This is a genomic window from Dyella telluris (assembly GCF_014297575.1).
GTDB lineage: Bacteria > Pseudomonadota > Gammaproteobacteria > Xanthomonadales > Rhodanobacteraceae > Dyella > Dyella telluris.
Window position 1 is genome coordinate 1,899,119 of the sequence record NZ_CP060412.1, and the last position, 13,426, is coordinate 1,912,544.

The window sequence follows — 13,426 nt, forward strand, 5'->3', positions numbered from 1 at the left end:
GTAAGGCACAAGGAAGCGGCAGAGCAGCCATCCGGCCGGCTCCGTGTAGGAAATGAGGAAGCACGATCAGACGTGGCGTATCGCCCGACCAGCCGATACGCCACCAGGACCGATCACCACACCCACCTAAACGCTCGCTTTCAGTTCAAGCCCGAGCGACCCCGCGTACTGCCGGAGACACTGCACCGCCGACGTCAGCCCTTCCACAAACAACGGCGAAAGCGGCCACACCACCAGCCCTTCCGGACTGAAGCGCGCCGCCGCCCTGCGCGAACACTCGCTGTATTCGAGCAGACACGACAGCGCGAACAGCGCCACCGTGATGTCATCGAGCGTGGAAAGGTGTAGCGACGATGCCTGCCTGCTGGCAGTCAATCGAACGGACGTGAGCGGAGAAGCGGATGCATCACCCGAAGGAAAATGCAGGCGAGCGGGTGCCGTATGATCGCGGATAGCCATGATCAACTACCAGAAGTTGGTGATGGTCAGCGGGTCGCTTTGAGCTGTTACTCAAGCGACCCGCGCTTCACGACATTGCTGACGTGGTCAACCGCGGAGCGAAGAAGAAGAACGCCGCGAATGACGTGGGGACGGTAGCAAAGGCTGAGGGCGGTGGATGTCAGGCGGTGCCGATGCGGCGCATGGGGTAAATGGCGCGTCTGTGTGGGCCGAGAAGGTGAGGCGCCGCCGTCCATCCACGATGGCGATTGACGAGCACGAGAGCGCCTCCACTTCGCCCCTCCGGGTCAGTCGCTAGCAGTCAAGCACTGATTCGTAGTGGTCGCCCACCTTTTGAAACGCCCCGAGTACATCTTGAATACCTACTCATCCGACAAGGCGCTAACCACCTCTTCCGGATGGGGAGCATCCGCCCTGGATTGACACCGTACACCTCGGTCACTGCGAAGCGCAGTGAATTCGTGATCTCTTTTTGAGCGGTGCAAGCCGTTTGGCTGGAACAAAGAGATTCTGGTTCTTGAGTTGACCGCCGCACCCGCTGCACTGGGTGTATTGCTCTTCTTTGGGAGACGACTTGAAACCCTGAGCCACCTGGGGCCTTGGTGCAACACGTCTCATGGATGCCAAGGGCTGGTCAGTGAACAGATGGCTTCGCCACAAGCTGTTCTTGCGGCGGCGGCTCGGCAAAAGGCTTCACCCCGATCGCGCCGTAGATTTCCGACGGGAAGAACACCGTGCCGTCCTTCATCACGAGCCGGGGTGCACGGATGGCGGAAATATTGGCCGTCGGGTCTTGCGCGACGAGGAAGAAATCGGCGAGCTTTCCGCGCTCGATCGTGCCCAGCCGGTCGGCGCGGCCGAAGTACTCCTCTGGCCCCAGCGTCGCCATGCGCAGCACCTCGGCGGGCGGAATGCCGGCCTTGACGTAAAGCTCCAGCTCGCGATGAACCGAGAAACCGTTCGTATCGTCCGTACCCGGCATGAGGCGAATGCCCTTGTCGTGCAGCAGCTTGAGGATGTCCAGGGACTTTTGCACCGCACCGTTGTATTGCGCGGTCAGCTCTGGTGTCGGTGCCGGCACGAAGGTGCGCTTGCGATACCGGCTATAGCTGATGGGCATGTGATCGATCACCGCCGCCTCGGGCTCGGGCGTTTCGCCGGCGCGACTGACCAGCAACCGCTCCACGATCGACATCGTAGGATCCAGCACGATATGTCGTGCCACCATCAGGTCGATGGTCGCCCGCACGTTGGGCGCGTTGAGATCCAGGCTCGCCAGCCGCGCCAGCGCCGTGAGCCGCAGCGGCGTACGGGTATCTTCACCGGGCTTGAGCACCCAGCCCAGCGCCAGCTGGTTGATGTGCGCGATCTCGTCATAACCGTCGTGGATGACCCGGTCGGGCGTATCGAAGGCGGGCACGTGGCCCGTCACACGCATGCCGCGTCGATGGGCCTCCGCCGCGATGGCCGGGACCCAGTCCGGATTCATCGAGTTGTAGATCTTGATCTGGAAGTAGCCGCGATCCGCATACCAGTCGACGTCGCGCACCGCATCCTCGACCGAGTCGGTGATGAAGCCAGTGTGGGCGGAGTACGGACTGCGACCTTCGAGAAAACCATTGGGCACGATGCGTGGCCCGATCAGCTCACCGGCATCGATGCGGGCCCTCAGCGTCTGCAGGAAACTATTGACGTTGCCCATGTCGCGGGCGCTCGTTACGCCAGCGGCGATGTAATTGAGGCCCGAATCGGAGGTGGCATGCGAATGCATGTCGTGCAGGCCAGGTACCAGCACGCCGCCCTGGCCGTCGAAAACCACCTGGTCCTCGGTGGGCGGTAGCTTGTCGGGATCGTTGCCTACGTAGGTGATGTGGTGGTCGAAGGTGATGACCGTCTGCAACGGTCCCACCTTACCCGTCGCCGGGTCGAATACATGGACGTTCTTTATCCGGACCGGCCGGTCATAGTTGTGGGCCAGCTTCGCGCCCAGGCTTCGCAGGCGCTGGTCCTCCAGGCTGGCGACCACATCGGCCACCTGTTTCGCGGCGCCTTCATAGCCGTCGAGGACGGCCGTACCCTGCCCATCCACCGTGCCCACCAGTCGCTGCTTGCTGTCGAGGAAGACGTAGAGCGGTTTGGTGTCGATCCCGGTGATGGCATACACGTCCGCGTGCAGCGTGTGGCCGTTGGCGGTGAGATCCGTCGATTGGAGCTTTTCCAGCTTCATGTTGCCCGAGGGCCAGGTGCCCAGGGACTGCTTGGGTGCCTTGAGCAGGGCCCGCGCATACACGCCGTACGCCCATGGGCTGGTGTCGTTCAACACGTAGAGCGCCGGTGCCGCCGCCGTGGACTCGCCCTGTTCCGCCTGGCTCTTCCACTGCGCGTGTCCGTCGGCCCAGTGGAAGTCTTCGTCAACCGCACCACCCATCAGCGACGTGCCCTTGACCGACCATGCCACGGGCAGCGCACGGTCATTGAGCACCAGCGCTTCGTGATGCCTGGGTCCGCGTCCGTTGTTGCTGACGGCATAGTCCACGGTGACGTGGTCGCCGCTGGTGGTCGCCACCACGGAGCCAACGGCTTCACCGTTGCCCACGATGATCAGCTTCTGCGTAGTGACAGGCTGCGCGTGGATCGACGAGGCGAGGGCGAGGGCGAGGACGGCAAGGGTCGATTTCATGAGGCGATCCACTTTTTAGGGTCGCTTCGGGCTTGTCACTCACCGATGCCTGGCGATGACCCGAGGATCCCGTGTGCGATAGAAAAGCGTGGCATCCATGCCAGCGGGGAAAAGGAGGCGCGCAGCCGACGGCGCATGGGTGCCGGCAACGGCCAAGGAACAGGGGCGGTGCAGCAGGCAGCCGACCGCCCCGGGTCTACTTCTCTCAGAACTTGTACGCAGCGGTGAGCCCGATGGTGCGCGGCTGGATCATGTTCCACGAATAGCGCGGATCTTTCGGGCTCAGCGTGTTCTTCGGGCCGCCGCCGAGGAAGCCGCGGCGATCGAACAGATTGCGTACGTTGAGCGCGAACGTCCACGGACCGTTCATGACACCACCATGGATGTCGGTCTGCGAGTACGAGGGCACGTGCACGCGCGGGAAGGTTTCATGCGAGGGGAAATCCTCGTAGCGGTCGCCCACGTAGGAGAACGTGGCGCCAGTGAAACCCGTCCAGCCGGCGGCGACCGGGAAGTTCTTGTCGAACGACAGCGAACCGGTCCACTTCGCGGAGTAAGGCAGACGATCGCCACTGAGCGCATAGGCGCTCTCCAGCGGGAAATCCTGCGTGAGCACGGCATCGTTGTAAACCAGGTTGCCCGTGATGCTGAAGCTGTCCGTCGGCTGGAAGGTCAGCGTGTTCTCCACACCCTGGCTCTTGGCCTTGCCCGCATTGCCGGTGAACGACATGCCCGACACCAGGCTGGTCTCCAGGATCTGCACGTGGTTCCAGGCGATGTAATAGAGCGAGGCATCCCACACCAGCTGGTGGTCGAAGTACGCACCCTTGATGCCCAGCTCGTAGTTGGTGGTCTTGTCCGGCGCGTAGGTCAGCGGCACATCGGACGTCTGGATCACGCCGGCGTTGGAACCACCCGGGCGATAGCCCGTGGCCACGCGACCGTAGACCATGACGTCATCGGTGATCTTGTAGCGAGGCGTGATCAGATAGGTGGTGTTGTGATCGCTCGACGAACCGGAGACCGAGCTGTCACCGCCGTTGAGTATGCCGCCCGAAAGGCTGGAGTACGTCTGCTCGATCCGGCTCACGCGGCCGCCGACCTGTACATCGAACCGATCGGTGAAGTGATAGGACGCGTCTCCGTACAAGGCGTATTCCTTGTAGGTCGAGGGGCCCGAGCTGTTGAAGAACTCACCCGGGGGCCCCACCACTTCCATCGTCGACGGCACCAGCGGATTGACGCTCTGCGCACTGAATGAGTTCTCGCGGGTGAAGAACGCACCGACCTGCCAGTCCCACTTGCTGTTGTTGCCTTCGTTGGAAGAAAGGCGGAATTCCTGGGAGAACTTGTCGGTCTTGCCGGGCTCGTAGATGTTTGCGCCGAGGCCGGGGACGCCGAACACCATGCCGGCAATGGTGCCGAAGATCGGTGAAACGTCATCCATGTGGGTAAAGCTGTCCTGACTGTAGCCGGTCAGCGAGGTGAGGCTGCCCCATCCGAAATCCACGTCGACATGGGCGTCGTAGAACTTCGTGTCGCGATGGTCGTAGATGTTCGGCAGTTGCTTGCCGCTGTACTCATCGCCATAGGTCGGGACCCGATTGATGTCACCGGCGAAGTTGCTGACGTTGTCGGTATAGGTGTGCTGCTGCAGCGCGGACACTCGCACCGTGACGTTGTCGGCGGGAAGCCACAGGGCGCTGATGCGGCCACCGTTGGCACCATGGCTTCCCTTGTCGTTGTCGTTCTGGGTGTTCTTGATGAAACCGGGTTCATCCCGTTCGAACGCGCTGACCAGCACGGCCAGGTTGCTGGTCAATGGCACATTGACCGAGCCGCGTACGCCCCAGCCGGTACCGCCGTGATCGATGCTCTGCCCATCGACTTCCACGCGGCCACCGAAGCTGCTGGTCTGCGGCGAGACGGTTTCGTACTTGATCAGGCCACCCATGCTGGCGGCGCCGTAAAGCGTTCCCTGCGGGCCGCGCAGCACTTCGATCTGCTGCAGCGCGAACGGATCGAAATCAGGCACCACGCGGCCGCCGTTGCCGTTGGCGACGGTCGAGCCGAACGGAACGTCATCGATGGTGACGCCCACCGTGGGGTTGCCGAAGGTGCCGGTGGTGATGCCGCGGATCGCCACGTTGCCGCGGCTGTAGCTCAGGCCGGGCACCTGGGTGTAGTAGTCGCTCAACTGCAGGGTGTTATTGATCACCAGGTTGGCGGGCTGCACCACGGCGACCGGAACCGGCACGTCGAGCAGGGCCTCGGAGCGCTTCTGCGCCGTGACCGTCACCGTGCTCAGGGTCTTGGTCTTCTTGCTGTCGCCACCCGACTGCCCGCTGTCCTGTGCCGCCCCGTTGCCGGCCGGTTGGGCTGCCTGCGCATGGACCGCCGAGGACATCAGCGACGCGGCAAGGAAGCTGGCCCCCACGGCCAACAGCACGCGTTCGCGGCCGGGGCGACAGGCGCGCCCGAGTTCCACCGCAAGATGCTTCAACTTCAGCTTGTTCATCACCCCTCCCCAGGGCTTCTTGCTCGCCGTGATGGCTGTTGTGGAAGGCTGGCTTGCAACCCGCACACCACGATTCCGGGTGCGGAGATGCCTCCCTGTTCAAATTCAATTTATTTCATCGAGTGGGCAATATCCGTGCGACTTTCATGCGGACATCCATCACTTGCGATAAAAAAATCGATCATTCGGCCATTTGGCGAAAATTTTGGTCGCTGCGCCGTGGTGCGGCGCAGAACGTCTTGATCTGGCTCATGCACGGGAGGAAAACCCGTCGCGCCATGAGCGCACAAAAGAAAAGCCGCACTCGGTCGAGTGCGGCTTCCGTGCCGCGCGATGCTCAGAATTTGCAGGTAGGCGCTGCGCCCTTCGCGCGCTCCCAGTGGTACGCCTCAACGGCGCCGCCACGCGGCAGATAGGTCACGGTATAGGACTTGCCGTCACGCTCGAACACACCCGTGACTTCGGTCTTCTCGCTCTTCCACGCCTTCGACGCGTCAGGGGCCTTGAGGATCTTGTCGCCGTTCTTCACGCCAGCCCGGGCGGCTGCCGAATCCGGCTTGAGATCGGTAACCACCGCGTCGGATCCTGAATTGCTTCGCACGTAACCCAGCTCGAACGCATGGCGCTGCTCGCTGACCACCTTGAAGCACGGTGCGAAGGCGTTATCCGGAATCACCAGGGTCTTGCCGGACTTCATGGTGTCGAACGCGGCCTGCGCTTCAGCCGGGCCAATCTCCTTGCCGACAAGTTGCAGCCACTCGGCAACGCCGTGCGGTTCCTGTTTCTCGGTGCGGCGATAGATCTCCAGCACGACGTCATCAAGGCTGCGCTTGCCGCCGCTCTTGGCCAGGATGGCGGCATTGGTCTGCACCAGATAGAGGAACCCGCGACCGTACGGATCCTTCTGCATCACGGGATCCTTCCAGAACAGCTTGGCCGCGTCGGCGGTGGTCATGTTGCGGCTCGGGCTTGCGTAGTAACCGTCGGCGCGCTGATTGATGCTGGCCAGGTACTCGTCGAGCGTGAGCAGGCCGGCGCGGTACGCCATCAGCAAGGAGTAGTACTCCGCCGTGCCTTCCGAGTACCACGCGGTTTCGCCATGGCTGCCTTCGAGCATCGGCCAGGTGTGGGCCATTTCATGCGCCACCAGATCCCTCAGGTCTTCCACCGTCGGCTTGGCCGGCGGGTAGTAGCCGAACATGAAGGAGTGCGCCAGGGCGGTGCCGCCCGTACCCGCATACGGGTTCTGCCGCATGAAGACGCGATACGAAGACTTCGTGTCGCCGAAAAAGGTAGACGTGTAGTTGTAGAACTTCGACACCCAGGTGCTGAAGGCCTTCGCGTCGAACGGCGGCTCACTGAGCCAGTACACGTTGAGGCGCGAATCGGTGGCGCTGGACTGGCTCTTGAGCGGGCCCGCGGCGTAGTAGCTGAAGGACAGTACCTGCGACGGCACCACCGCCTTCACTTCACCCTCGCCCAACGACCACACGCCGCGCGAACCCGCCGGCATGTCGCTCATGTCCCACTTGAGGTCGACGCTGTACGGACCTTCGGCCGCGGGCGTCGCAAGAAAGCCCACGCCGGCGCCTTCAAAGCCGCCGTTTTCCGCGCGCAGGTCGAACAGCGGTCCATTGTTCGTACTGGCCGTCACCACGCGCGGCGGTGCACGGAAGCTCACCACCACGTCGCCCTTGGTCGGGCGCTTGACGCTCCAGCGACGATAGACGCCTTCCGGCTGCGGCTTCTCTTCGGAAATCTCGAGCGCCAGCGGACCCTGGTCATCGCGCGCGGTCAGCGCATCGCCGTCGTAACGGGCGGTGGGAATGCCCACGAGCTGCAGCGGCAAACGCACCAGCGGCGCGCCAGCCTGGAGCGATGGCGTCTGGAAGGACATCGTCACGTCGATATAGCCCGCGGTGCCGGCCGGCACATGCGGCTTCAACACCACATTCAGCGCCGGCGGCGCCTCCGCGGCCATCGCCGGCGCTGCAAGGCCCGAACACGCGCACGCCAGTGCCGCTCCGATCATTACCGATAACCGCTTCATCGATCTCTCCCCATTTCGGTGCCTGCGGAACATGGTCCGCTTGAATGAATCGGGCTTGCCCCTGCCCATGGAGGGGCGAGCCGTGATTGATCAACATGCGGTCGCGCCCCGACGCAAACCGCAACGTGTGGTCAGCTGTGCATCACGCGGTACCCAGCGCATGCATCGCGCGATCGATGTCCTCCATCGTGTTGAACACCGATGGCGAGAACCGGAAACGATTGCGGCTGATCGTGATGTCCACCTGGGCTTCCTTCATCTTCGGGCGCAGACGATTTGCCGCGTCCTTGTAGGCGAAGGTCACCAGAGGCGCCGTGCTTTCCATCGGCGTCACCAGCTCGAAGCCGCGTTTCGGCAACTCGGTCTTGAGGTGATCCGTGAGTGGTTTCGCATGCGCCTGGATCGCAGGCACGCCCACCTTCTGGATGTAGTCCAGCGAGTAGTCGAGCAAGCCGATGCCCATGTGCGAAAAGGTTCCCCACATGAAGTAGCCGGAAGCGTCTTCCGGCACACCGTAGTCAGCCACGTCGTCGCCGGGCGGATCGAACGGATAGACATGGCTCTGGAACGCGTTGAGCTGGTAGTAGCCCCACACGGGATGCTGCAACTCGGGGAGGCGATCCTTGCGCACGTACAGGAAGCCCAGCCCGAAATCGCCCATCAGCCACTTGTAGCTGGCACAGGCCGCGAAATCGACGCCCGTGGCCTTGACGTCCAGCGGCACGCAACCGGCCGCATGAATGATGTCGGCGTAGACCCGCGCACCCTTCGCATGCGCGATTTCGCACACCCGCTTCAGGTCGTGCTGGAAACCGTTGAAGGTGGAGACGGCAGAAATCGCTACCAGCTTCGTGCCCTTCTTCACCGCCGCTTCGATGTCATCGAGGTCGATGCGATTGTTCTTCGGCCGGACCCAGGTGACATCCACGCCAAGTTTGGCCATGGCTTCATACAGGTAGAACGAACCGAAGAAGTGCATGGTGTCGGTGACGACATGCGCACCGGCGGCAGGCAAGCCAAGCGCGCGAAGCACCAGCTGTTCGCCGGCGGTCGTACTCTGCACCAGGGTCACTTCCGAACGGTCGGCGTTGATCATCTGGGCGAAGTTGCCGAGCACGCGGTCGCGAATGGGATCCTGGTGATAGGACGTGCTGCGCGGATCGCCCATGCGGTCCGCCAGGTAGGCATCAAGCGTCGCACGTGATCCCACGCTGACGGGATGCATCGAACCCGAGTCGAGATAAACGCCATCGTTCTTGTAGAACTCGATGCCGCCGAGTCCTTTGATGGTGGGCAGACTCTTCATGTCCGCGCCCGCTGGTGCGGGGGTTCCGGCGCGCGCGTAAAGCGGCGCGGTGGCAGCAAGCCCGGCGGCGGCCAGGAAGTTCCGTCGATTCATTTGCATGACTTCTTCCTTTGCAGGCCGAAGGAAAGGGTGATGGTGCGCAATGCGAGCGCCACGGCCGCCTCGTCCCTCAGCCGTTCTGCATCAACGGGCCGGCCGGGCAGCCTCGCTTTCTCGCGAGGCCCGCGGCGACTCGCGCGTGTCGTGGCGGCCAGGGACGTCGCGGTTGTCATGGCGCGGCCGTGCTCTTGATGAAGCTGTGCAGCTGCGAAGAGAAGGCCTTGAGCGTTCCCGGGTCGCCGTAGGGCGAATGACCGGATGCAAAGCCGGCTTCCGTCAGGCGTCCGGCAGGAATGCCCGCATGGTCCATCACATAACGGGCCGCGCTCCAGGGCGTGGCCATGTCGAACAGGCCGCCCGCAAGCAGGATCTTCATGCCGGGCCGCTTCGCCGCCGCGTCACCGATGAACGGCGCGGAGTTGAAGTAGAAGCGCGGCCCCGGCTGGTCGCCTTTGTCGTCCGCCCAGTTCCAGATGGCATTGACCTGGAAGTTGACGCCGACGTAGCGGCGATCGGTGGGCACGTGCAGTTCGTCGCGGAAGTAGCGGTCGTTGATGCCGACCTTCTGGCTCACGTGCAACGAGGGATCGTTGGTGGGCACGCCCTTGGGCGCCTCCGCGTGCAACGGTCCGGTTTCACGCGTATCCAGGCGACCGAGGCGCAGCCCCTGATCGGCCAGCAGTTCGTTGAGGTAGTCCTCGCTGTTGACGCGAAGATCAGCGCGCTCGATGCGCTCCGCCGGCAACCCGATATAGCCGGCCATCTTCTGGGCAAGCGCGTGCCGCTGCGCGGCAGGCAGCTTGTCGCCCTGCTGCAGGGCCACCGCGTAATCACTCGAGGCAAAGGCCTGCGCATCCGCCACGAAGGCTTCCAGCGTAAGGCCGCGACGATCCACCTTCTGGTGGAACCATGCCGCGGCCGCCATCGTCGGGAAGCCATTGATGTAAGGCTGGTCGTTGCCCTTGGCGTCCACCATGCTGATGCGATCGAGCATGGGCGAGATCAGGATGACGCCGGCCACCTGCTGGTCGCCCAGCAGCTTCATCATCGTGCCCAGGCGATAGCCGCCATAGCTCTCGCCGGCGACAAAGACCGGGGACTGCTCGCGGTGATGCTCCTTCAGCCAGTCGCGCATGAAGCCAAGGATGAGCTGCGCGTCGCTGTCCGGCCCCCAGTAGGGCTTGCCATCGCCACCCGGCATCACGCGACTCAGGCCCGTGCCCACCGGATCGATGAAGACCAGGTCGGCAGCATCGAGCACGCTGTACGCGTTGTCGACGATGGACGGCTCTTTGTGGGTCTTGTCCGGGTCCATCACCATCCGCGGGCCGAGGGCATGCAGATGTAACGGCGTCGACGAGGCACCGGGGCCGCCGTTGAACGCGAAGATCACCGGCCGCTTCGATGCATCACGCACATCGCTGCGCAGGTACGTGGTCGCCGACATCGTGGCCTGGGGATGGGATTTGTCATCTCCCAGCGGCAGTTCGGCAAACGTCGCCTTGTACGGCACGCTGACGCCACCGATGGTGACCTTGTGCGTCGTGGTCACCGGCGCGATCAAGGGCTCCACCGTGTCCGCCGCGAGCGCGATGGCCGAGGTGCCGAACGCAAGCAGCGTGGCAAGGCCCAGGGCACCAAGACGTGGGATGGAAAAGCCCGTGCTGGTCGATCGCTTCATCGTGTGGCTTCTTCTGAAGGGTGGAATGGATGGCGTGCGTCGCATGCGACCGCTCCCCAAGGCGGGTTCAGGGAGCGGTCGCAGCGCGCGGGGTGGTGCCCGTGGCCGACGACGCCGGCGAAATCAGTTCGTGCAGGTCACGGCTCATCTGCTCGAGGCTGCTCTGCACCGTGTAAGCCATGTGGCCCGACTCGTAGTACGCAACGCGCACCCGATCCTTCGGCCAGCCGGACTGCGCAACGGCGTAGTCCGTCGCACCGGTGGTGGTGAGCGTGTCGAAGTAGCCCTGCCCGATCACCACGCGGAGCTGCGGCTTGAGCGTCATGGCGTCCTTGATCATCGCCATGTAAGGCCAGTCGCCGAACGGACTCTTGGCGCCCCAACCCCACAGGTCCATGTTCTCGACGCCCGCGCGGCTGCGATAGGCGTAGCCGGTCTGTACACCCAGTTCGTCCTTGGCGTACTTGGCGTAGGCGGCCTCGGCGGCCTTCATGACTTTTTCCGAGCCGTCCGGATGCGGATCGTCCTTGGTGATGAGCGCCTTGTAGCGGCCATCGTTGGCGGACAGCAGCTCGTTCTGATCCTTGAACAGCAGCGCGCGGTACTGGACCTTGGATACCTTCAGGTCGTTCGCCAGGAACACCGACGCCGGCAGGCCGGTCAGGGCTTCCAGCTTCGCGGCGACAGCATCGCGCTCCTTCGGGTCGAGGTTGCTGCCCTTGAACAGCGCGGGCATGTACACGTTCTGCGCGAAGTCGCGCGACGCGTCCAGATGCTGCTGGAAGGTCTTGCCCGCGTGATCCACCTTCCCGTGGAACCAGCCCAGCGCGGCCAGCGTGGGCAAGGACACGGTGTAGCTGATGATGTTGTCGTGGCGCTGCGAGATCTCGATGATGTTGAGCGCCTGCCCCTGCAGGAATACGCCACTCAACTGCACCGGCGTCTTCAGGTGGCTGAGCTTCTGTGCCGCCGCAGCCGCGCGCAGCGTGCCGTAGCTCTCGCCGTAGAGGTAGACGGGTGACGCTTCGCGACCGTGCGCCTTGAGCCACGCCTGCACGAACTGGGTGAACTGTTCCGCGTCCGCGTCCACCGAAAAGTAGGCGCTCGGCGAGGTTCCGGTGGCCACCCGGCTGTAGCCGGTTCCCGCCGGATCGAAGAACACCAGGTCGGTGGCATCCAGCGGAGACGACGGATTGTCGGCCAGCGGCGCGGGCGGAATATCCGCGTTGACGTCGCCCGGCGTGACCAGCCGGCGCGGGCCGAGTCCCAGCATGTGCAGGTAGACCGACGCCGTGATTGGTCCGCCATTGAACACGAACATCACCGGGCGATCCTGCTCGCGCTTGATGCCCTCGGCCACGTACGACACCGACACCAGGTCGGCGGACGGGCCGCTGTCACCGCTGCTCACATGCGTTGGCGCCACTTCGACGGCGTAACGCATGGCCTTGCCGTTGAACGTGCCGCGATGATGGGTCGTGACATGGGGCTGCGTGCCGCTATCCGGCGCGTCCGCGGCGTGCACGGACAAAACGGATGCGCCGAGGCAAGCGACGAACGCCCCCAGCATCAAGGCTTTCATGCCGTGGATCCGGCTACAGGACATCATCGGTGGGTAATGCATCAGTGCGAGGCCGCCGGCGTGGTCACGTAACCCAGGCACTCCACTTCAAGCTGCGCGCCCAGCGCGAGGCCCGTGACACCGAAAGCGCTGCGGGCCGGGAATTTCCCGGGCTGGAAGTAGGTGCGATAGATCTTGTTGAAGGCGTCCCAGTTCTTCATGTCGGCGAGCATCACCGTGCACTTGGTGAGGTCCTGTGGCCCCATGCCCGCGAGCTTGGCGGTCGACATGATGTTGTCCATGGCCAGCCGTGCCTGCGTTTCGAAGTCCTTGCCGAGGCCGGAGGCATCCCCGCCGATCTGTCCGGACAGGTAAACCGTGTTGCCGGCACGCACCGCAGGCGAGAAGGGAAACTTGCTCTCACCCGTGACGTAGTGCGTGACACCTTCCTGCAGCGGTGCAGCGTGTACATGGAGCGCGCCCATCGACGCATAAGCGAGGGCGGCGACAACCAGCATTCGAACGTTGGGACGGAACATGGGAGGGCTCTCCTGATTGAAGGAACGCGGCGACCGCAGAGGTGTCAGGGCTTGAGCGTCAGCTCACCTTCGATCTCTACGGGAATGTTGAAAGGCAATTCCGCCATGCCGACGGCGCTGCGCGCATGTGCACCTCGTTCACTTCCATACAGCGCAAGAATCAGGTCGGAGAATCCATTGATCACCTCGGGCTGGCGAATGAAACCGGGCGCCGAATTGACCATGCCCAGCACGCGGCCCCAGGCTTCCACCCGATCCAGATCGCCGATGGCGCGCTTCAGGCTGCCCAGCATCGACAGCGCCACAAGCCGCGCAGCGTGGTAACCCTCCTGCACGGAAAGATCCGCACCCACCTTGCCCATCGGCCCTGCCATGCGCCCATCGGCACCCTGCGGACCGTGCCCTGAGATCAGCACGCGATTCCCAAGCACATGGACGAACTTGAACGGGAGTGCGACCCCGCCGGGAGCCACGATGGCCGGGGGAAGTTGCAGGCCGAGCGAGGCCAGGCGCGATTCAATCTGACTCATAGG

At 63.7% G+C, this 13,426-nt stretch carries 9 protein-coding genes; all 9 read right to left on the reverse strand.

Translation table 11 applies throughout. The features are described 5' to 3' along the window. Window positions 1–126 precede the first annotated feature (126 nt). Window positions 127–459, reverse strand: a complete 333-nt coding sequence (locus H8F01_RS08670) for a hypothetical protein (RefSeq protein ID WP_187058624.1) — start codon at window positions 457–459, stop codon at window positions 127–129. A gap of 634 nt (window positions 460–1,093) precedes the next feature. Beyond that, window positions 1,094–3,139, reverse strand: coding sequence for an amidohydrolase family protein (locus H8F01_RS08675; RefSeq protein ID WP_187058626.1), 2,046 nt, complete (start codon window positions 3,137–3,139; stop codon window positions 1,094–1,096). A gap of 205 nt (window positions 3,140–3,344) precedes the next feature. Beyond that, window positions 3,345–5,657, reverse strand: a complete 2,313-nt coding sequence (locus tag H8F01_RS08680; protein ID WP_187058628.1) for a TonB-dependent receptor — start codon at window positions 5,655–5,657, stop codon at window positions 3,345–3,347. Between the two features lie 337 nt (window positions 5,658–5,994). Beyond that, the gene (locus H8F01_RS08685; RefSeq protein ID WP_187058629.1) at window positions 5,995–7,707 is read right to left on the reverse strand and encodes a M61 family metallopeptidase; all 1,713 of its coding nucleotides are present in this window, start codon (window positions 7,705–7,707) and stop codon (window positions 5,995–5,997) included. A gap of 142 nt (window positions 7,708–7,849) precedes the next feature. Next, window positions 7,850–9,106, reverse strand: a complete 1,257-nt coding sequence (locus tag H8F01_RS08690) for an aminotransferase class V-fold PLP-dependent enzyme (protein ID WP_187058631.1) — start codon at window positions 9,104–9,106, stop codon at window positions 7,850–7,852. Between the two features lie 175 nt (window positions 9,107–9,281). Beyond that, window positions 9,282–10,793, reverse strand: a complete 1,512-nt coding sequence (locus H8F01_RS08695) for a S10 family peptidase (protein WP_187058632.1) — start codon at window positions 10,791–10,793, stop codon at window positions 9,282–9,284. Between the two features lie 67 nt (window positions 10,794–10,860). Next, on the reverse strand, window positions 10,861–12,375 hold the full coding sequence (locus tag H8F01_RS08700; protein WP_222615738.1) for a S10 family peptidase: 1,515 nt from the start codon (window positions 12,373–12,375) through the stop codon (window positions 10,861–10,863). A gap of 41 nt (window positions 12,376–12,416) precedes the next feature. Next, on the reverse strand, window positions 12,417–12,893 hold the full coding sequence (locus H8F01_RS08705) for a RidA family protein (protein ID WP_187058634.1): 477 nt from the start codon (window positions 12,891–12,893) through the stop codon (window positions 12,417–12,419). Window positions 12,894–12,937: 44 nt separating this feature from the next. Beyond that, window positions 12,938–13,423 (reverse strand): RidA family protein, encoded by a 486-nt coding sequence (locus tag H8F01_RS08710; protein WP_187058636.1) that lies wholly within the window; start codon window positions 13,421–13,423, stop codon window positions 12,938–12,940. Window positions 13,424–13,426 lie beyond the last annotated feature (3 nt).